General features: G+C 66.0%; 16 protein-coding genes. 14 read left to right on the top strand and 2 right to left on the bottom strand.

All coding sequences use genetic code 11. The annotated features are described in order from the left end of the window. Positions 1-206: 206 nt before the first annotated feature. The 4 genes from imuA to ACFSQR_RS16380 all read left to right on the top strand — a co-directional run bounded on the left by imuA (position 207) and on the right by ACFSQR_RS16380 (position 3192). On the top strand, positions 207-917 hold the full coding sequence (gene imuA / locus ACFSQR_RS16395) for a translesion DNA synthesis-associated protein ImuA (RefSeq protein WP_377731058.1): 711 nt from the start codon (positions 207-209) through the stop codon (positions 915-917). Beyond that, entirely contained in the window at positions 847-2331 is a 1485-nt protein-coding gene (locus tag ACFSQR_RS16390) for a Y-family DNA polymerase (protein WP_377731057.1), read from the top strand. The genes imuA and ACFSQR_RS16390 overlap by 71 nt, the downstream gene beginning before the upstream one ends. 260 nt (positions 2332-2591) lie before the next feature. Next, a complete protein-coding gene (locus ACFSQR_RS16385; protein WP_377731056.1) occupies positions 2592-2828 on the top strand; it encodes a CopG family ribbon-helix-helix protein in 237 nt (78 codons plus the stop codon). After that, positions 2767-3192, top strand: a complete 426-nt coding sequence (locus ACFSQR_RS16380; protein WP_377731055.1) for a type II toxin-antitoxin system RelE/ParE family toxin — start codon at positions 2767-2769, stop codon at positions 3190-3192. Before ACFSQR_RS16385 ends, ACFSQR_RS16380 begins: the two co-directional genes overlap by 62 nt. On the opposite strand, the gene ACFSQR_RS16375 is transcribed toward ACFSQR_RS16380, so the two are convergent. Continuing rightward, positions 3143-5032, bottom strand: coding sequence for a M61 family metallopeptidase (locus ACFSQR_RS16375; RefSeq protein ID WP_377731054.1), 1890 nt, complete (start codon positions 5030-5032; stop codon positions 3143-3145). The genes ACFSQR_RS16380 and ACFSQR_RS16375 overlap by 50 nt on opposite strands. Positions 5033-5204: 172 nt before the next feature. On the opposite strand from ACFSQR_RS16375, the gene ACFSQR_RS16370 reads away from it, so the two are divergent. The 4 genes from ACFSQR_RS16370 to ACFSQR_RS16355 all read left to right on the top strand — a co-directional run bounded on the left by ACFSQR_RS16370 (position 5205) and on the right by ACFSQR_RS16355 (position 9453). Next, on the top strand, positions 5205-5648 hold the full coding sequence (locus tag ACFSQR_RS16370) for an Hsp20 family protein (protein WP_377731053.1): 444 nt from the start codon (positions 5205-5207) through the stop codon (positions 5646-5648). Between the two features lie 232 nt (positions 5649-5880). Then, positions 5881-7392: a DegQ family serine endoprotease gene (locus ACFSQR_RS16365; protein WP_377731052.1), complete on the top strand. Its 1512-nt coding sequence runs from the start codon at positions 5881-5883 to the stop codon at positions 7390-7392. 79 nt (positions 7393-7471) lie between these two features. After that, positions 7472-8131 carry a response regulator gene (locus ACFSQR_RS16360; protein ID WP_377731050.1) on the top strand — a complete coding sequence of 220 codons (660 nt, stop codon included), beginning with the start codon at positions 7472-7474 and terminating at the stop codon, positions 8129-8131. Then, positions 8128-9453, top strand: a complete 1326-nt coding sequence (locus ACFSQR_RS16355; RefSeq protein ID WP_377731049.1) for an ATP-binding protein — start codon at positions 8128-8130, stop codon at positions 9451-9453. The genes ACFSQR_RS16360 and ACFSQR_RS16355 overlap by 4 nt, the downstream gene beginning before the upstream one ends. Before the next feature lie 6 nt (positions 9454-9459). On the opposite strand, the gene ACFSQR_RS16350 is transcribed toward ACFSQR_RS16355, so the two are convergent. Beyond that, positions 9460-10269 carry a PhzF family phenazine biosynthesis protein gene (locus ACFSQR_RS16350; protein ID WP_377731048.1) on the bottom strand — a complete coding sequence of 270 codons (810 nt, stop codon included), beginning with the start codon at positions 10267-10269 and terminating at the stop codon, positions 9460-9462. A 200-nt stretch (positions 10270-10469) separates the two neighbouring features. Here ACFSQR_RS16350 and ACFSQR_RS16345 point away from each other — a divergent pair, with 200 nt between their 5' ends. From ACFSQR_RS16345 to ftsB, 6 genes are all read left to right on the top strand, one after another. Then, a complete protein-coding gene (locus ACFSQR_RS16345) occupies positions 10470-13625 on the top strand; it encodes an error-prone DNA polymerase (protein WP_377731047.1) in 3156 nt (1051 codons plus the stop codon). A 143-nt stretch (positions 13626-13768) separates the two neighbouring features. Then, positions 13769-14851: a M23 family metallopeptidase gene (locus ACFSQR_RS16340; RefSeq protein ID WP_377731045.1), complete on the top strand. Its 1083-nt coding sequence runs from the start codon at positions 13769-13771 to the stop codon at positions 14849-14851. 155 nt (positions 14852-15006) lie between these two features. Then, positions 15007-16683: a CTP synthase gene (locus ACFSQR_RS16335; RefSeq protein WP_377731044.1), complete on the top strand. Its 1677-nt coding sequence runs from the start codon at positions 15007-15009 to the stop codon at positions 16681-16683. Then, positions 16680-17537 carry a 3-deoxy-8-phosphooctulonate synthase gene (kdsA, locus tag ACFSQR_RS16330; protein ID WP_377731043.1) on the top strand — a complete coding sequence of 286 codons (858 nt, stop codon included), beginning with the start codon at positions 16680-16682 and terminating at the stop codon, positions 17535-17537. The genes ACFSQR_RS16335 and kdsA overlap by 4 nt, the downstream gene beginning before the upstream one ends. A gap of 88 nt (positions 17538-17625) precedes the next feature. Continuing rightward, positions 17626-18909 (top strand): phosphopyruvate hydratase, encoded by a 1284-nt coding sequence (gene eno / locus ACFSQR_RS16325; protein ID WP_377731042.1) that lies wholly within the window; start codon positions 17626-17628, stop codon positions 18907-18909. An 18-nt stretch (positions 18910-18927) separates the two neighbouring features. Then, a complete protein-coding gene (ftsB, locus tag ACFSQR_RS16320) occupies positions 18928-19263 on the top strand; it encodes a cell division protein FtsB (protein ID WP_377731041.1) in 336 nt (111 codons plus the stop codon). Positions 19264-19355: the final 92 nt, after the last annotated feature.

The following is a 19355-nucleotide window of genomic DNA, read 5'->3' as shown; positions in this document are numbered from 1 at the left end:
TGGCGCTGTAATGAGGAAGCTTGTCCACCTCATTTACGGTGTGATCAAGTCAGGCAAGCCCTTTGATCCACATTTCTTAAATCGACGGCTTGTAATTCAAGACGGTATCTGACCCCCGCCGCTGCTGAGCTGTGCCTGACCCCGCAGGGCTTGCAAAATGGGGGAGGGAAGAGTACTGTATGTTTATACAGTAGTTTATTGCTTATATGAATACTTCTCAGATGCAGGGCGGCGGGCCCGAGGCGCTGCACCCGTCCCTTTGGCTGGCCTCGCAGCTGGCCCATTCGTCCTCGAAATGCGTGGATACCGGCTACCCGGCGCTGTCCGGCCAGCTGCCCGGCGGCGGCTGGCCGACCGGCACGCTGGTGGACCTGCTGCAGCAGCAGGCCGGCATCGGCGAGATGCGCCTGCTGAAGCCGGCCCTGCTGGCGGTCGCGCAGCGCAAGATCGTGATGCTGCAGCCGCCCCACGCGCCGCAGGCGCTGGCGCTGGCCGAGATGGGCTTCGAGCCGTCGCAGCTGGTGTGGCTGCGCGCCAGCCGCAGCACCGATGCGCTGTGGGCCGCCGAGCAGGTGCTGCGCAGCGGCAGCTGCGGCGCGCTGCTGTTCTGGCAGCAGAACGTGCGCGGCGAAAGCCTGCGCCGCCTGCACCTGGCCGCGCAAGCCGGCGAGACGCTGTTCTTCATGATGCGCCCGCTCGCGTCGGCGCAGGATTCGTCGCCCGCGCCGCTGCGCCTGTCGCTGCGCCCGGCCGCCGGCGGCCTCGAGATCGGCTTTGTCAAACGGCGCGGACCGCAGCGCGATGCGCCGCTGTTCCTGCCCCTTACTCCTTCGTTGTTGCAGCGCCATGCGCCTTTGGATCGCCCTCTACCTGCCCCAGTTACCGCTCGAAGTCTTCTGCCCGAACTGGTCCAGTGACAAGGGGGCCGTGGTGCTGGAGCAGGACCGCGTGCTGGCCCTGTCGCGCCTCGCGGCTGCGGCCGGCCTGCGTCCCGGCGTGCGCCGCGGCGGCGTGCAGATGCTGATGCCCGATGCGGTGTTGCTCGAGCGCGACCCCGCGCGCGAGGCCGAGGCGCTGCACGCGGTGTCGATGGCGCTGCTGCAGTACACGCCGCAGGTGGCGCAGGCCGAGGAATCGACGCTGCTGATGGACGTGGGCGCGAGCCTGCGCCTGTTCGGTGGCCCGCGCGCGCTGTGCGCCCGGGTGCGCGCCAGCGTGCGCGCGCTCGGCTACACCGGCGCGCTGTCCTGCGCGCCCACCGCGCGCGGCGCCTGGCTGCTGGCGCGCCACCGCGGCGGCCGCGCCTTGCGCATGCCCTCGCTGGTGCGCCGCCTGGACCGCCTGCCGGTGCACCTGCTGCCGCCCGCGCGCCCGTTCGACGCCTGGTTCGACGGCATCGGCTGCGCCACGCTGGGCGACCTGCGCCGCCTGCCGCGCCCCGGCCTGCAGCGCCGCTGCGGCCGCGCCCTGATCGACATGCTCGACGCCGCGCACGGCATGACGCCGGAGCTGTTCGAGTGGATCGAGGCGCCGGTCACCTTCCGCGCCAAGATGGAGCTGTTCGACCGCGTGGAAAAGGCGGACGAGCTGATGGCCGGCGCGCAGTCGCTGCTGCAACAGATGACCGGCTGGCTGTGCGCGCACCAGCTGGCGGTCGAACGCATCACGCTGGCGCTGGAACACGAACGCGGCAAGGTCGCGCGCCCGCCCACGCAGGTCGAGGTGGTGCTGGCCGAAGCCACCTGGCGCGACGAGCACCTGGTGCGCGTGCTGAAGGAGCGCCTGGGACGCGTGGAGCTGGACGCGCCGGTGATCGGCCTGTGCCTGGAAGCGCCGCAAGTGCAGGCGATGGAGCCGCCCAGCGAGTCGCTGTTCCCCGAGCCGGGCGGCAGCGAGGAGGACCAGCAGCGCATGTTCGAGCTGCTGGCCGCGCGCCTGGGCGCGGACAACGTGCTGCAGGCGGCGCCGCAGGCGGACTACCGGCCGGAGCTGGCCAACCAGTGGGTGCCGGTGCAGAAGAAAACGCGTTCGACGATCGCCTCGCGCTCGTCGATGCCGCCCAACCCGGCCAGCCTGCCGCGCCCCACCTGGCTGCTGAAGAAGCCGATCGCGCTCCTGATGCGCGACCACCGGCCGTTCTACGGCTCGCCGCTGAAGATGGTGTCCACGCCCGAGCGCATCGAGGCCGGCTGGTGGAGCGACTCGCAGGCACGCGACTACTTCATCGCGGAAGGCGCGGACCACGCCCACTACTGGGTGTACCGCGAGCGCATCGTCGGCAGCGGCGAGGACGCCGCCCCGCGCTGGTACCTGCACGGCCTATTCGGATAAAAAATGGGGACAGACCCCATTTTTATTTCTAGTCCCATCTTTGCGCCCACTGCTGGGTGTACCTCGAGCGCATCGTCGGTAACCAAGAGGGGGGGCCAAAATGGGGTCTGTCCCCATTTCGAAAATGGGGTCTGTCCCCGTTTTCGGTCCCCGTTTTCGCAATTGAGAGCCGGGCTGGTCAGTCATCATAGCCGTAGCGCAAATAGTAGGATCGTTGGACGCGTATAATGAAGTCGACCGTCTTTCGGAGGATTGGCGTTATGAAAACAGTACCTATTGGAGCGCAAATTCCAGCGGAGTTGATGGATCAGATCGTCAGGTTGTCTGACATTTCCGGTCAATCCGAGTCGGCAATCACCGAGGAAGCCCTGCGCCAATATGTCACCTGGCGAGCGTTGCAACAAGAAGATCTGAAGGCTGCGATCGCGGCCGCCGATGAAGGGGATTTCGCGTCAGAAGAAGAGGTCAGAGCCTTTTTCGCGCGCCATGGTGCCTGACACTCTTGTGGTTCGGTGGACGCGCCGCGCGATATGCGATCTTGAAAATATTGCCGAATTCATTTCAGCCACAAACCCCGACGCTGCACAGGGACTTCTCGAGTTAGTGCGAAAAAAGGTTGAGCTACTGGGTAGCTTTCCATACCTGGGCCGTGAGTTCTCCCCTGGCCTGCGTGAATTGGTAGGTACACCGCAATTACCTACTGACTTATCGGATTCAGCCAGCTTCGATCGAAATCCTTCAGGTCTGGCATGTCGCGCGCCAACATTGAAGCATCCGTCAATCCCCCCGCTTCCGGGGGATCTGTCGGGGACTACTTGCGCGGAGCGTAGATGGCTTGCAGGCGGTCCGGCGTGCCCTTGATGCGCTCGAGGCGCGGGTAGCGCAGGCCGTCGTGGTACTCCAGCTTCACGGTGCGGTAGGTCGGGCCCTTCTTCAGCAGCAGTTCGATCGGCGCGCTCGCGCCTTTGGCTGCCTTCACCGCCGCCTTCAGCACGTCGCCGCTGTAGGCACGGTTGTTCACCGCGACGATCGTGTCCGCCCCCGACAGCCCCGCCTTGAAGCCGACTCCATCCCACACGATGGAACTCACGCCGCCATCCGCACGCACCGAGAAGCCCAGCGAGTACGCGAAGTCCGCCGTTTTGCTCTGCGCTTCCGCGTTCTTTGCGTAGTCGGTCGGGGTGTCCGTGTACACCAGCTTCCAGCCCGCACGCTGCAACCCGTCGAGCGGCGCGCCCGCGCCACGCGCATCCAGGCGCTCCCGCAGGAACGGCGCCCAGTCGAATTCCTGTACCGTGCGCAGCGCCTGCACCACGTCCTCGAACGTGTAGTACGACGGCCCGATGCTGCCGTTGTACTCGCCGAAGAATATCTTCGCGAAGTTGTCCAGCGAACGCTTGTCGCCCGACAGTTCGCGGATCTTGGTGTCCACGTCCAGCCAGATCAGCTGGCCCTCGACGTAGTAATCCTCGCTGCGCTGGTAGTTGCTCCAGCCCTGCGGACGGCGCGCCGCCACGATCGGGTCATGCACGGTGTCCTGCACGGGACGCCAGGCCCGGCCGCGCACGTTGTCGTAGTAGGCCGCGCGCAGCGCCAGCGCATCACGCGCGCTTTGCTGCGACCACAGGCCGGAACGCGCGGCCAGCACATTGCCCCAGTACTGGGTCTGGCCCTCATACACCCACAGCAGGCTGTTGCGGACCGGTTCGTTGAACGTGGCGACCTCCTGGTCGGCCGGGCGCCGGAACTTGCCGTTCCACGAGTGCGTGAATTCGTGCGGCAGCAGGTCGCGTACGGCTTCGTTCTTGCTCCACTCGCTGAAGTAGCCCGGCTTGACACCGTTCTCGCTGGACTGGTGATGCTCGCGCCCGATGCCGCCGAATTCGTCCGACAGCGCGAACAGGAAGTCGTAGTGCTTGTAGTGGTAGGAGTCGAACAGCTTGTACGCCTGCTTGACCATTTCGCGGTGCGGCGCGATCTGCTCGGGTTTCGCTTCCAGGCTCTCCGGATTGTCGGCCATGATGTTCAGGTAGACCGGCACCCTGGCGCCCGGGTCAAGGTCGATGCGCTTAAAGTAGCGGCCTGCGAACACCGGCGAATCGACCAGCGTTTCCAGGTCGGTCAACTTGAAGCGCACTTCGTTGCCATCCTTCGACGCGGTCTCGAGCGCGGTGCCGTACTGCCAGCCTTCCGGCAGCTTCAGGCTGGCCTGCACCGGGATGCCGCGCGTGGCGTAGCCGGCCGGGTACAGCGACATCGACAGCCACTGCACGCCCAGCATCTCGGATGCCATCGTGATGCGCCCTTGCGACGGCTCCACCGGCGACAGGTATTCGTACTGCGCCTCGATGCTGTCGGCGCCTTCGGGAACCGTGAAGCTGAAGGAGTGCACGTGCACCGGGTCGCGCTGCCAGTCAAGCTGTTTGCCGCCCGCGCTGATGCGCAGCCCTGCCAGCTGCATCAATGGCGCGCTCGGGCCATGGTTACCGGGCACCCATTCCGGATAGAGCAGCGTCATCCTGCCCGGCCTGGCCGGAATCGTGGACTGGATGCGGAAGATCTTCTGGCCGACGTTGGTCGCATCCACCTTGAGCACGATGGTGCCGGGGAAGGATGTTTCGATGGCGGGAGGGACGCCAGCGTGGGCGGAGAAGGCGATCGAGAGGGACAGCGCGAGTGCGGAGAGGGTGCGGCGGCTCATGTTCGGGGGGCGGTCAAGGGCAATCGAAAGGAGGCGAGTGTAGCACGCGTCCGGCGCAAAAATTTTTGCCGGAAGGCCCTTGAAACCCCAGCCGGGCAGCCCTACATCGGACTCAACGGATGCTCCACGGAGGTCCGTCCACTTATCGCTTAACTTTACAAGGATACTTATCATGCGTACTTTTGATCTCACCCCTCTCTATCGTTCCGCCATCGGCTTCGACCGCCTGGCCAGCCTGCTGGAAGACTCCACGCCAAGCTACCCGCCATACAACGTCGAACTGGTCGGCGAGGACCAATACCGCATCGTGATGGCGCTGGCCGGCTTTGACCGCAGCGAAATCGACATCACCGCGGAGCGCGACAGCCTGATCGTGGTCGGCAAGAAGCGCAAGGACGAGCAGCAGCGCACCTTCCTGCACCGCGGTATCGCGGCGCGCGACTTCGAGCAGCGCTTCCAGCTGGCGAACCACGTCAAGGTGACCTCGGCATCGTTCGACAACGGCATGCTGAACATCGAACTGGTGCGCGAAGTGCCTGAGGCGCTCAAGCCACGCAAGATCGCGATCGGCGACGGCAGCAACGTCCAGGTGCTGGAGCAGCGCGAAGCCGCCTAAGCGCCATGCGGGGACTGTCCCGGAAGGGGACCGTCCCCTGATCTGTACCACGCGTTCCGCAAGCATCGGGGACGGCCCCCGTCGGGGCCGGCCCCTTTTGGCGTTTGCGCGCCGGCCGCCCGGCGCCAGTCCCTGCAGGGCCATCGGCAAGCGCAGCCCTGTTAAGTGAAATCTAAGTCTGATACCCCAATATTTGCACCGTAGACTAACCACCCACCACTCAGGAGAACGTATGCAAACCGAAGGTGTTTCCACTACCATCACCGCCAAACGTCTCACGCTCGCACTGGTTGCAGCAGGCGCGATCGGCGGAGCGGTAGGTGCGATCACAGTCCACCACAACAGCGCCGTCGCTTCGGCGCCGACCGCGGTCGTGACCACCCCTGTCGCCGCGGCGCCTGCGCCCGCACAGCTGGCGTCTCCGGCGGCCGGCGTCATGCTGCCTGACTTTACCCAGATCGTGTCGCGCATGGGCCCTGCGGTCGTGAACATCAGCGTGAGCGGTTCCACCCGCACCGCCTACCGCGGCCCGCGCATGGACCCGGACGATCCTTTCTACGAATTCTTCCGCCGGTTTGGCGATCCCCGCCAGGATCCGCGCGGTTCCGTTCCGATGCGCGGCATGGGCTCGGGCTTCATCATCAATGCGGACGGTCTGATCCTGACGAACGCGCACGTGGTGCGCGACGCCAGCGAGGTCACCGTCAAGCTGAAGGACCGCCGGGAGTTTCGTGCCAAGGTTCTGGGCTCCGACCCCAAGACCGACGTCGCCGTCTTGAAGATCGACGCGAAGAATCTCCCGGTGGTACCCATCGGCCGCACCAGCGACCTGAAGGTCGGCGAATGGGTGCTGGCCATCGGTTCGCCATTTGGCCTTGAAAGCAGCGTGACCGCGGGCGTGGTCAGCGCCAAGGGCCGTTCGCAGGTGGACGATTCAAACGTGCCGTTCATCCAGACCGACGTGGCGGTCAACCCGGGTAACTCGGGCGGCCCGCTGTTCAACTCGCGCGGCGAGGTGGTCGGCATCAATTCGCAGATCTACAGCCAGACCGGCGGCTACCAGGGCCTGTCGTTCGCGATCCCGATCGACGTGGCGTTCCGCATCAAGGACCAGATCGTCACCACCGGCAAGGTGCAGCACGCCAAGCTGGGCGTGACGATCCAGGAAGTGAACCAGGCGTTCGCCGATTCGTTCGGCCTGGAGTCGCCGGAAGGCGCGCTGGTGGCAAACATCGAGAAGGGTGGTCCGGCCGACAAGGCGGGCCTGAAGGCTGGCGACGTGGTCCGCCGCGTGAACGGACAGCCGATCGTGGCATCGGGCGACCTGCCTGCGACGCTGGCACTGGCCCGTCCTGGCGACAAGGTCACCCTGGACGTCTGGCGCGAGGGCAAACTGGTGCAGATCAGCGCCAAACTTGGCAGCACCAGCGACAAGCTGGCAGATGCCGGGCCGGTCGAGGCAGATCGGGGGGACAGCAGCGCCAGGTTGGGCCTGGCGCTGCGTCCTCTCGAACCGATCGAGAAGCGCCAGTCCGGCATCACGCAGGGCCTGGTGATCGAGGACGTGGGCGGCGCCGCGCTCAACACCGAAGTGCGTCCCGGCGACGTGCTGCTGTCGGTGAACGGCCGTCCGGTCAGCACGGTCGAGCAGGTGCGCGAGCTGGTCGGCAAATCGAAGAAGTCCGTCGCCCTGCTGATCCAGCGCGGCAACGACAAAATCTTCATCCCCGTCCGGATCGGCTAAAGTAGCAGGGGGACTGTCCCTGGAAGGGGCCGTCCCCGGCTTTACCAAGCCGCGGAAAAATCGTTCTAAAGGAGTATTGATGCGGCTGTTGCTGGTGGAAGACGACACAATGATCGGCGAGGTAGTCCTCGACCTGCTGCGCGCCGAGAACTACGCGGTCGACTGGGTCAAGGACGGCGCCATGGCCGACACCGCGCTGCAAACGCAGACCTACGACCTGGTGGTGCTGGACCTCGGGCTGCCCAAGAAGGACGGCCTCGAAGTGCTGCGCACCCTGCGCGCCCGCAAGGACCGCACTCCCGTGCTGGTGGCCACCGCCCGCGACGCCGTCGCCCAGCGCATCGCCGGCCTCGATGCAGGGGCCGACGACTACGTCCTTAAACCCTACGACCTCGACGAACTGCTGGCGCGCATCCGCGCCTTGCTGCGCCGCGCCTCCGGCCGCGCCGAGCCCATGTTCGAGTACAAGAGCATCTCGATCAACCCTGCTACGCGCGAAGTGGCGGTGGAAGGCGCGCCGGTCACGCTGTCCGCGCGCGAATGGGCGGTGCTGGAAGCGCTGATTGCCCGCCCCGGCGTGGTGCTGTCGCGCGCGCAGCTGGAGGAAAAGCTGTACAGCTGGCGCGATGAAGTGAGCAGCAACGCGGTCGAGGTCTACATCCATGGTCTGCGCAAGAAGCTGGGCAGTGACCTGATCCAGAACGTGCGCGGCGTCGGCTACATGGTTCCCAAGCTATGAAGATGACGCACTCGCTGCGCGGGCGCCTGCTGTGGTTCCTGCTCGCCGCGATCTCGATCACCGCGCTGGCGCAGGCATCGATCGCCTACCGTACCGCGCTGCGCGACGCCGACCAGATCTTCGACTACCACATGCAGCAGATGGCGCTGACGCTGCGTTCCGGCGCGCCCATCACCAACCAGTACGAGTACGGCACCGACCCTGGCGCCCGCAACGACGAGCTGGTGGTGCAGGTGTGGACGCCGGACGGCGTGCAGGTGTTCCGCACGCTGTCGCGCGCGCGCCTGCCACAGCGCGCCGTGCTGGGCTTCTCCAACGTGGAAGCCAATGGCACCACGTACCGCGTGTTTTCGGTCCAGACCAATTCGCAGACGGTGCAGGTGGCGCAGGACCTGGCCGTGCGCCGCAACATGGCAAGTAACCTGGCGCTGCGTACCGCCGGCCCTATCCTCGTGATGGTCCCGATCCTCATGCTGGTGGTGTGGTGGGTGGTGAGCGGATCGCTGCAGCCGGTGGCGCGCGCCCGCGCCCAGGTGGCGGCACGCCAGGCCGACGACCTGTCGCCGGTGTCCGAGGCCGGCCTGCCCGACGAAGTGCGCCCGCTGGTGCAGGAACTGAACCTGCTGTTCTCGCGCGTGAAGACCGCGTTCGACGCGCAGCAGCACTTTGTCGCGGACGCCGCGCACGAGCTGCGCACGCCGCTGGCCGCGCTCAAGCTGCAGGCCAAGAGCCTGGAGCGTGCCGACACGCCGGAAGCGCGCGCGCTCGCCGTCGAGCGCCTCACCTCGGGCATCGAACGCGCCACCCGCCTGGTCGAGCAGCTGCTGGTGCTGGCGCGGCAGGAGGCGAACGACGCCAACGTCGCGGCCGAACCGGTGAACCTGGCCGAGCTGGCGCGGCGCACCGTGGGCGACATGGCCGGCATGGCGGCCGCCAGGAACATCGACCTGGGACTGGATCGCGCCGACGACGTGCGTGTGCCCGGCCATCCCGACGCACTCACGATCATGGTGCGCAACCTGGTCGAGAACGCGATCAAGTACACGCCGGAAGGCGGCACCATCGACATCGAGGTGCGCAGTGCGGGCGAGGGAGCGGAATTGGTGGTGCAGGACAGCGGCCCAGGCATTCCGGTAGAGGAGCGCGAACGCGTGTTCGACCGCTTCTACCGCATTGCCGGCAGCGCGGCCGGCGGCAGCGGCCTCGGGCTCGCCATCATCAAATCCATCGCCGTGCGCCACAACGCGGCATTGACCCTGTCCCGCTCCGACAAGCTCGGCGGCCTGCAGGCCACCGTGACCTTCCCCGCGAAAGCCAGCTAAGGGGCTTTAACGTTCGCGGACATAGCCGCCGATGCTGACCGCGTCGCCATCGATACTGGTCGCCATCAGGCAGGGATTGCCCATCGCGGCGCCCTGGCAGACGTGCAGCCCGCGCTCCATCAGCACCGACAGCGCACCGGCAGCAACGCCCGTCGCGCTGTCTTCCAGCGCCGGGTCGAGATGGTTGAAGTTCCTGCCTTCCACCTCGCCATCGCTGCATACCCAGTACACGTAAATGCCGCTCACGCCGTGCTCCCGGCTCCACGCCGAAATGGCGGCAAGGTCGGGCTGGAGGCGGTACAGCGTGCCCGCATCGTTCACCTGCACCAGCAGCTTCGGACTGCCCACCGACGCCACCCGCGCCTCGCTCACGAAACCGAGCACCTGGTTCCCGAGCAGTTCGCGCAGCTGCGACCTGGAGACGCGCACCTCCGGCGCCTGCTGGCGCTGGAGCGCCACCGCATACATGTCGCCATCCCGGTGCAGCTGGAGCAGCTGGCCATGCAGCGCAGTCCTGACGGTGACCGGCTGCCCGTGCGCGAGGAGCCGGGCCGCTGCGACCGACGCGTGCACGCACAGCGGGCTGCGCGCATGGGGATAATAGAAATCGAGGACGTACGCCGCCCGCGCGTCGTCCGCCGGGTCGACGAAGACGCAGGTCTTGCCGCTGTCGCGGGCATAGTGCTGGCGCTGTTCGATCGTGGCCGGCCCTTGCAGGACCACGAGGGCAGGGTTGCCGTGGCCCGCAGTCGCGCCGAAGCACAGGAATTCGCGCGCCTCGCCAGAGGGCTGAATAGACTGGGTCAATGGCTGCACGGCATCGTCTCCCGAGTGTGAATAACTGTCTATTCTATCCAGATATTACAGCCAGGAACTAACTTGTGGTTTGATGGCAACGCCGACCGGGAAGTCCGACACGCCTCGAAGTACTGCACCTTTGGCGCCGGAGGGGACAGACCCCGCCCCGTACGCTATACTGTGTTTTTATACAGTAGTCAGCCGTTCCCCCGATCCCCATGGCTTTCCTGCCGGACTATGCAGAGCTGTTCTGCCTGACCAATTTTTCCTTCCTCCAGGGCGCCTCGCACGCCGAGGAGCTGGCGGAGCGCGCGGTCAAGCTGGGCTACTCCGCGCTTGCCATCACCGACGAGTGCTCGCTCGCCGGCGTGGTGCGCGCGCATGGCGTGGCCAAAAAGCACAAGCTGCCGCTGCTGATCGGCGCGCACTTCCACCTGACCCAGCATGACGGGCGCCCGGCGCTGTCGCTGATCGCGCTGGCGCAGAACCGCAACGGTTACGGCAACCTGTCCGAGCTGATCACGCTGGCCCGCACCCGCAGCGAAAAGGGCAGCTACCTGGTCCACCCGGACGATTTTTCCAGCCCCGCGCCGGAATTCGCGCACCTGAAAGGCCTGCCGGACTGCCTGCTGATCCTGCTGCCGTCCTATCCCGGCCATGAGCCGCTGGACGTGGACCGCCTGCACATGCAGGCCGCGTGGATGGCCGCGCATTTCCCGGGCCGCTGCTGGATCGGCCTGAACCTGCTGCACCGCGCCTTCGACGAGGCGCACCGGCTCACGGTGGAGGAGGTCGCGCTGCAGCACCGCATGCCGGTCACCGCGGTCGGCAACGTGTGCATGCACGTGCGCTCGCGCAAGCCGATGCACGACACGCTGACCGCGATCCGCATCGGCAAGCCGGTGGCCGAATGCGGCTACGCGCTGGCGCAGAACGCCGAGCAGCACCTGCGCGCGCGCCTGCGCCTGGCCAACGTGTACCCGCCGGAGGCGCTGGCCGAGACGGTGCGCATCGCAAAGCTGTGCACCTTCTCGCTCGACGAGCTGCGCTACGAGTACCCGGACGAGCTGGTCCCGCCCGGCCAGACCGCCAGCGCCTACCTGCGCGCGGAAACCTATATCGGCGCGCACAACCGCTTCCCGGCCGGGATCCCGGCACGCGTGCAGGCGCAGATCGAACACGAGCTGGAACTGATCGCGGAGCTGCAGTACGAGCCGTACTTCCTCACCGTGTACGACATCGTGCGCTTCGCGCGTTCGGCCGGCATCCTGTGCCAAGGCCGGGGATCGGCCGCCAACTCCGCGGTCTGCTACTGCCTTGGCGTGACCGAGGTGGACCCGGCGCGCGGCAACCTGCTGTTCGAGCGCTTCATCTCGCGCGAACGCGCCGAGCCGCCCGACATCGACGTCGACTTCGAGCACCAGCGCCGCGAGGAAGTCATCCAGTACATCTACAACAAATACGGGCGCAAGCGCGCGGCGCTGGCGGCTGTGGTGATCTCCTACCGCCCCAAGAGCGCGCTGCGCGACGCCGGCAAGGCGCTCGGCGTGGACCTGGCCATCGTCGACAAGGCGGCCAAGGCGCACCACTGGTTCGACAGCCGCGCCGACCTGCTGAACCGGATGGCCGAGACGGGCCTCGACCCGGAAGCGCCGCTCACGCAGCAGTGGGCCACGCTGGCGACCCAGCTGCTCGGCTTCCCGCGCCACCTGTCGCAGCATCCGGGCGGCTTCGTGATCGCGCGCGGCAAGCTCTCGCGCCTGGTGCCGATCGAGAACGCGGCGATGGAAGAGCGCAGCGTGATCCAGTGGGACAAGGACGACCTGGAGGAACTGGGCCTGCTCAAGGTGGACGTGCTGGCGCTGGGCATGCTGTCCGCGCTGCGCCGCACGATCGAGCTGGTTGGCGAGCGGCGCGGCACCGAGTTCTCGATGCAGGACATCCCGGCCGAGGACCCGGCCACCTACGACATGATCTGCAAGGCCGACACCATCGGCGTATTCCAGATCGAGTCGCGCGCGCAGATGAGCATGTTGCCGCGCATGCTGCCGCGCACCTTCTACGACCTGGTGATCGAAGTGGCGGTAGTGCGCCCCGGCCCGATCCAGGGCGGCATGATCCATCCCTACCTGCGGCGCCGGCAGGGGCTGGAGCCGGTGGACTATCCCAGCCCGGAAATGAAGCTGGCGCTGGAGCGCACGCTCGGCGTGCCGATCTTCCAGGAACAGGTGATGCAGGTGGCGATGCTGGCGGCCGGCTTCACGCCGGGCGAAGCGGACCAGCTGCGCCGCGCGATGGCCGCGTGGAAGCGCAAGGGCGGGCTGGAAAAGTATTACCAGCGCATCGTGGGCGGCATGATGGAGCGCGGCTACACCGAGGAATTCGCGGAAAAGATCTTCAGCCAGATCCAGGGCTTCGGCGAATACGGCTTCCCCGAATCGCACGCGGCCAGCTTCGCGCTGCTGGCCTACGCCAGCTCCTGGCTCAAGTGCCACGAGCCGGCCGCCTTCGTGTGCGCGCTGCTCAACAGCCAGCCGATGGGCTTCTACAGTCCGTCGCAGCTGGTGCAGGATGCGGCCCGCCACGGGGTGCAGGTGCGTCCGCTCGACATCGCCATCAGCGGCTGGGAATGCACGCTGGAGGAACTCGACGACACCCGCACGCGCCAGCCCGCGGTGCGGCTTGGGATGTGCATGGCGCGCGGCATGCGGCGCGAAGTGGCGGCCCGGATCGAGGACGCGCGCGCGATCCGCGCCTTCGACAGCGTGGCCGACCTGTCGCGCCGCGCGCAGCTGGACCGCCACGACCTGCAGGTGCTGGCCGCTTCGAATGCGCTGCATTCATTGGCCGGCAACCGCCGCGAAGCGCTGTGGCAGGCGGTGGGCGCGGTGGCGGACCGCGACCTGTTGCGCCCGACGACGCCGCAGGAAGACCTGCCGGTGCTGGCGGCGCCAAGCGAAGGCGAGGAGATTGCCGGCGACTACCGCTCGCAAGGGCTGACGCTGGGCCGCCATCCGGTCGCGCTGCTGCGCGAAAGGCTGCACATGCAGCGCTTCGTGTCCGCCGCGGACCTGATGGGTTTCCAGGACGGGCAGCTGGCGCGCGCCTGCGGCATCGTCACGGTGCGCCAGCGTCCGGGCACCGCCAAGGGCGTGCTGTTCCTCACGCTGGAAGACGAAACCGGCAACATCAACGTGATCATCTGGCCCAAGCTGGTCGAACAGCAGCGCCGCGAAGTGCTGGGCGCGCCGCTGCTGGGCGTGTACGGCATCTGGCAGCGCGAAGGCGAGGTGCGCCACCTGGTCGCCAAGCGCCTGGTGGACATGTCGCACCTGCTCGGCAGCCTCACCACCCACAGCCGCAACTTCTGTTAGCAAACGAGGGAGGATTTGGCCCCATTTACAACCTTTTATTCGCCCAAACCCGCATTTCGTCGGAATCCGGCCGCTCCCTTGTTCATTCATCACTATGGTAACGTCAATGCCCGCCCGGGCCACAACCTACTGGAGAATGAACGATGCGCAGATCGCACTACGCAGTCCTGGCCCTTGCAACCCTCAGTACCCTGGTCCTGGCCGGCCCGGTCGACGTCTCGGTGCAGCCCGCGCGGCCGCTGGTCGAACGCGGCAAGGACGGCCAGCAGCTGCTCAACATCGACTTCCTCATCGAGAACAAGAGCGCCGAGACGGTGGAGCTGTCCGAGGTCGAAGTCTCCGTGCTGGACGCATCGAAGCAGCTGGTCGCGCAGTACCGCGTCGGCACCAACGGCATGAGCGTGCTGGTGGTCCCAAACCGCGTAGTCGAACCGGGCCGGAGCCAGCTGGTGTTCAATCCGCTGTTCGCGTTCCCTTCCGACCTGCAGCTGAAGGACATGCGTTTCCACTTCAAATTCGATGTTGGCGACACCAGTGCGAAGTACGAGGCCGTAACGTCCGTGCAGCCCCTCGTCTACACACCGAAGGCAAAGCTGGCGCTGCCGGTGCAGGGCCAGGTGCTGGTCCACGATGGCCACGACTTCTACGGCCATCACCGCCGCCTGCCGCTGCTGGACCCAATGGCGCAGGCGCTGAAATGGAAGCGCAACTTCATGCGCTACAGCTACGACTTCGTCGTGACCGATGAGCAGGGCCGAATGTACAAGGGCGACGGTTCACGCAACGAAGACTGGTATGGCTGGGGCAAGCCGGTGACGGCTCCGGCTGCCGGCAAGGTATTACGGACGGTCTCGAACCTGCCGGATAACGGAAAAGGCAAGCGCCCGCCATTCTCGCGCGAGCAGTTCATCGCCGATCCGTCCCTCATGTGGGGCAACCATATCGAGATCGATCACGGCAATGGCGAGATCAGCTTGCTTGCCCACCTGCAGAACGGCAGCGTCACGGTCAAGGCCGGCGACATGGTCAGGGCAGGGCAGCGGGTCGGTGCGATGGGATTCTCCGGCGACGCCTTCCTGGTTCATCTGCATTACGACTTGAAGAACGGGCCAGGCTTCGACGCGGACGGGCTGCCGTCGCCGTTCAACGATTTCGAGCGCCGCACCGGGTCCGGCTGGACCAAGGTCCGCCACGGCCAGGTCGACAGCGGCGACATTGTCCGCTGACCGCGGGTGACGCTGGCGGACGGACTACAACCTCGGAGGGGCAGCCAGAAGCCCCTGCTGCGCAGGCATATTTTTGACAACGGGGTGAGGCAGAGCGGTCCAAATACGGTATAATTTCAATTTCCCGCGCGTGCCGTTCTGGCACACCCTAGCAAATGACCAAATTTGTATTCGTTACTGGCGGTGTGGTGTCTTCCCTGGGCAAGGGAATCGCCGCTGCCTCCCTCGCCGCGATCCTCGAATCGCGCGGCCTCAAAGTCACCATGCTCAAGCTCGATCCATACATTAACGTGGATCCCGGCACCATGAGCCCGATGCAGCACGGCGAAGTGTTCGTCACCGACGACGGCGCCGAGACCGACCTCGATCTCGGCCACTACGAGCGCTTCATCAGCACCCGCATGCGCAAGGTGAACAACTTCACCACCGGCCAGATCTATGAATCGGTGATCCGCAAGGAACGCCGCGGCGAATACCTGGGCAAGACCGTCCAGGTGATCCCGCACATCACCAACGAGATCCAGGACTTTATCTACCGCGGCGCCGAAGGCGTGGACGTGGCGCTGGTCGAGATCGGCGGCACTGTCGGCGACATCGAGTCGCTGCCGTTCCTGGAAGCCGCGCGCCAGCTGTCGCTGCGCGCCGGCCGTAAGAACGCCGCGTTCGTGCACCTGACCCTGGTGCCGTTCATCGCCTCCGCCGGCGAATTGAAGACCAAGCCTACCCAGCACTCGGTGCAGAAACTGCGCGAGATCGGCATTTCGCCGAACGCGCTGCTGTGCCGCGCCGACCGCCGCATCCCGGAAGACGAGCGCGCCAAGATCTCGCTGTTCTCGAACATCGAAGAGCAGGCCGTGATCTCCGTGTGGGACGTCGATACCATCTACAAAGTGCCGCAGATGCTGCACGACCAGGGCCTGGACGCCATCATCCTGGAAGCGCTCGGCCTCGAAGCGCCGCCGGCCGACCTGTCGGTCTGGTCGTCGCTGATCCACGCGCTGGAAAACCCGAAGCACTCGGTCACCATCGGCATGGTCGGCAAGTATGTCGAACTGACCGAATCGTACAAGTCGCTGACCGAAGCGCTGCGCCACGCCGGCATCCACACCGAAAGCCGCGTTAACATCGAGTACCTCGACTCCGAGGTCATCGAAGAGAAGGGCTGCGCGCACCTGGCCAAGTACGACGCCATCCTGGTGCCGGGCGGCTTCGGCAAGCGCGGCGTGGAAGGCAAGATCCTGGCCGCGCAGTACGCCCGCGAGAACAAGATTCCTTACCTGGGCATCTGCCTGGGCATGCAGGTCGCGCTGATCGAATACGCGCGCCACATGGCCGGCCTGCCGAATGCGAATTCGACCGAGTTCGACCTGGAAACCGACCAGCCGGTGGTCGCCCTCATCAACGAGTGGCAGAACCATGACGGCAAGGTCGAAAAGCGCGACGAGAACTCCGACCTGGGCGGCACCATGCGCCTGGGCGCGCAGACCTGCGAGGTCAAGCCGGGCACGCTGGCAGCCGAGATCTACGGCTCCGTCGTCACCGAGCGCCACCGCCACCGCTACGAAGCGAACAACCACTACCTGTCGCGCGTCGAAGCGGCCGGCCTGATCGTCTCGGCCCGCACCCCGACCGAAGACCTGTGCGAGATCATGGAGCTGCCGCGCAGCGTGCACCCATGGTACATGGGCGTGCAGTACCACCCCGAGTTCAAGTCGACCCCGCGCCAGGGCCATCCGCTGTTCTCGTCCTTCATCAAGGCCGCACTGGCGCACCAGTCGGCAAACAAGGAAGCGGCCAATACCGCGCCTGCACTGCAAGGAGATGTAGCATGAAGCTCTGTGGATTCGACGTCGGCCTCGACCAGCCGATCTTCCTGATCGCCGGCACCTGCGTGATCGAATCGCGCCAGATGGCGATGGACACGGCCGGCCAGCTCAAGGAAATCACCTCCGCGCTGGGCATCCCCTTCATTTACAAGTCGTCCTTCGACAAGGCCAACCGCTCGTCGGGCAAGTCCTTCCGCGGCCCGGGCATGGAAAAAGGCCTGGAGATCCTGGCCGACGTGCGCCGCGAGCTGGGAGTGCCGGTCCTGACCGACGTGCACACCGTGGAAGAGATCCCTGTGGTGGCATCGGTGGTGGACGTGCTGCAGACCCCGGCCTTCCTGTGCCGCCAGACCGACTTCATCGAGGCCTGCGCGCGCTCGGGCAAGCCGGTCAACATCAAGAAGGGCCAGTTCCTGGCGCCTGGCGACATGAAGAACGTGATCGACAAGGCCCGCAACGCCGCGCGCGATGCCGGCCTGCCGGACGACGTGTTCATGGCCTGCGAACGCGGCGCCTCCTTCGGCTACAACAACCTGGTGTCCGACATGCGTTCGCTCGCCATCATGCGCGAATCGAACTGCCCGGTGGTGTTCGATGCGACCCACTCGGTGCAGCTGCCGGGCGGCCAGGGCACCTCGTCCGGCGGCCAGCGCGAGCACATCCCCGTGCTGTCGCGCGCTGCGGTGGCGGCGGGCGTGGCGGGACTGTTCATGGAAACCCACCCTGATCCAGCCAATGCGATGTCGGACGGCCCGAACGCCGTGCCGCTCGGCCGCATGAAAGAACTGCTCACGACCCTGGTCGAGATCGACCGCGTGGTCAAGAAGGCAGGCTTCCTCGAGTCCGACTTCCGCGCGTAATGCCGGTGCGCCGGGAGGCCTTCCACTCCAGATCAGTGGCGGTCCGTTCGCGGACCGCCCTTTCTATTTCTATCCTTTGGAGATTCACATGAGTGCTATCGTTGATATTATCGGCCGCGAAATCATTGATTCGCGCGGCAATCCGACCGTGGAATGCGACGTGCTGCTGGAGTCCGGCGTGATGGGTCGCGCGGCAGTGCCGTCGGGCGCGTCGACCGGTTCGCGCGAGGCGATCGAGCTGCGCGACGGCGACAAGAGCCGCTATTTCGGCAAGGGCGTGCTGCAAGCCTGCGAGAATATCAACACCGAAATCTCCGAAGCCATCATGGGCCTGGATGCGAACGAGCAGGCATTCCTCGACCGCACCCTGATCGACCTGGACGGCACCGAGAACAAGTCGCGCCTGGGCGCGAACGCGATGCTGGCCGTGTCGATGGCCGTGGCCAAGGCCGCCGCCGAAGAAGCCGGCCTGCCGCTGTACCGCTACTTCGGCGGTTCCGGCTCGATGCAGATGCCGGTCCCGATGATGAACGTCATCAACGGCGGCGCGCACGCCGACAACAACCTGGACATCCAGGAATTCATGATCATCCCGGTCGGCGCACCAAGCTTCAAGGAAGCGATGCGCTACGGCGCGGAAGTGTTCCACACGCTGAAGAAGATCCTGCACGAGAAGGGCATGACCACCGCCGTGGGCGACGAAGGCGGCTTCGCACCGTCGCTGTCCAGCCATGAAGAGGCGATCAAGCTGATCATCCAGGCGATCGAGGCGGCCGGCTACGAGCCGGGCACGCAGATCGCGCTGGGCCTGGACTGCGCCGCGTCCGAGTTCTACAAGGACGGCAAGTACCACCTGGAAGGCGAGGGCATGGTCCTGTCCGCGCAGGACTTCACCAACCTGCTCGCGACCTGGTGCGACAAGTACCCGATCATCTCGATCGAGGACGCGATGCACGAAGGCGACTGGGAAGGCTGGGCCTACCTGACCTCCGTGCTGGGCAAGAAGGTGCAGCTGGTGGGCGACGACCTGTTCGTCACCAACACCAAGATCCTCAAGGAAGGCATCCGCAAGGGCATCGCCAACTCGATCCTCATCAAGATCAACCAGATCGGCACCCTGACCGAGACCTTCGCCGCGATCGAAATGGCCAAGCGCGCCGGCTACACCGCCGTGATCTCGCACCGCTCGGGCGAGACCGAGGACTCGACCATCGCCGATATCGCCGTGGGCCTGAACGCCCTGCAGATCAAGACCGGCTCGATGTCGCGTTCGGACCGCATGGCCAAGTACAACCAGCTGCTGCGCATCGAGGAAGACCTGGGCGACATCGCCAGCTACCCGGGCCGCGACGCGTTCTACAACCTGAAGTAATCCAAGCCTTCCAAGACCATGCGCCTCATTACGCTCGCGTTGGCAGCACTGCTGATCCTGATCCAGTACCCGCTGTGGCTGGGGAAGGGCGGCTGGCTGCGCGTGTTCGATCTCGAGGCGCAGGTCGAAGAAGCGCACCAGAAAAATGAACAGCTCAAGGCGCGCAACGCCAAGCTCGACTCCGAAGTGCGCGACCTCAAGGACGGCACCGGCGCAGTCGAGGAACGTGCGCGCTATGAGCTGGGCATGATCAAGCAGGACGAAGTCTTCATCCAGGTGGTGGGCGGCATGCCCGCCACGCCTGCCGCAAGCGCCGCACCGGCCGCGGCGCCGGCGCCCGCACCCGCGCAGTAATCTCCTCCCTCCATCAAGCTTTCGCTGGCCGCGACCTTCGGCGCGCACGCCATTGCCTTGCCACGCCTGCAGCCCGCGCGCACAAGCGTGCC

The organism is Pseudoduganella sp. GCM10020061 (genome assembly GCF_042683405.1).
Taxonomy (GTDB): Bacteria; Pseudomonadota; Gammaproteobacteria; order Burkholderiales; family Burkholderiaceae_D; genus Telluria.
The sequence above is the reverse complement of the archived record's forward strand: the minus strand, read 5'-3'. Positions and strand labels throughout refer to the sequence as shown.

What these genes read in the sequence shown, in the direction of transcription:
- ACFSQR_RS16385 (WP_377731056.1), top strand. Translation starts at nt 2,592, where the DNA reads ATGAAAACAGTACCTATTGGAGCGCAAATTCCAGCGGAGTTGATGGAT.
- eno (WP_377731042.1), top strand. Translation starts at nt 17,626, where the DNA reads ATGAGTGCTATCGTTGATATTATCGGCCGCGAAATCATTGATTCGCGC.
- ACFSQR_RS16390 (WP_377731057.1), top strand. Translation starts at nt 847, where the DNA reads ATGCGCCTTTGGATCGCCCTCTACCTGCCCCAGTTACCGCTCGAAGTC.
- ACFSQR_RS16375 (WP_377731054.1), bottom strand. Translation starts at nt 5,032, where the DNA reads ATGAGCCGCCGCACCCTCTCCGCACTCGCGCTGTCCCTCTCGATCGCC.
- ACFSQR_RS16365 (WP_377731052.1), top strand. Translation starts at nt 5,881, where the DNA reads ATGCAAACCGAAGGTGTTTCCACTACCATCACCGCCAAACGTCTCACG.
- imuA (WP_377731058.1), top strand. Translation starts at nt 207, where the DNA reads ATGAATACTTCTCAGATGCAGGGCGGCGGGCCCGAGGCGCTGCACCCG.
- ACFSQR_RS16360 (WP_377731050.1), top strand. Translation starts at nt 7,472, where the DNA reads ATGCGGCTGTTGCTGGTGGAAGACGACACAATGATCGGCGAGGTAGTC.
- ACFSQR_RS16340 (WP_377731045.1), top strand. Translation starts at nt 13,769, where the DNA reads ATGCGCAGATCGCACTACGCAGTCCTGGCCCTTGCAACCCTCAGTACC.
- ftsB (WP_377731041.1), top strand. Translation starts at nt 18,928, where the DNA reads ATGCGCCTCATTACGCTCGCGTTGGCAGCACTGCTGATCCTGATCCAG.
- ACFSQR_RS16355 (WP_377731049.1), top strand. Translation starts at nt 8,128, where the DNA reads ATGAAGATGACGCACTCGCTGCGCGGGCGCCTGCTGTGGTTCCTGCTC.
- ACFSQR_RS16370 (WP_377731053.1), top strand. Translation starts at nt 5,205, where the DNA reads ATGCGTACTTTTGATCTCACCCCTCTCTATCGTTCCGCCATCGGCTTC.
- kdsA (WP_377731043.1), top strand. Translation starts at nt 16,680, where the DNA reads ATGAAGCTCTGTGGATTCGACGTCGGCCTCGACCAGCCGATCTTCCTG.
- ACFSQR_RS16335 (WP_377731044.1), top strand. Translation starts at nt 15,007, where the DNA reads ATGACCAAATTTGTATTCGTTACTGGCGGTGTGGTGTCTTCCCTGGGC.
- ACFSQR_RS16345 (WP_377731047.1), top strand. Translation starts at nt 10,470, where the DNA reads ATGGCTTTCCTGCCGGACTATGCAGAGCTGTTCTGCCTGACCAATTTT.
- ACFSQR_RS16380 (WP_377731055.1), top strand. Translation starts at nt 2,767, where the DNA reads ATGAAGGGGATTTCGCGTCAGAAGAAGAGGTCAGAGCCTTTTTCGCGC.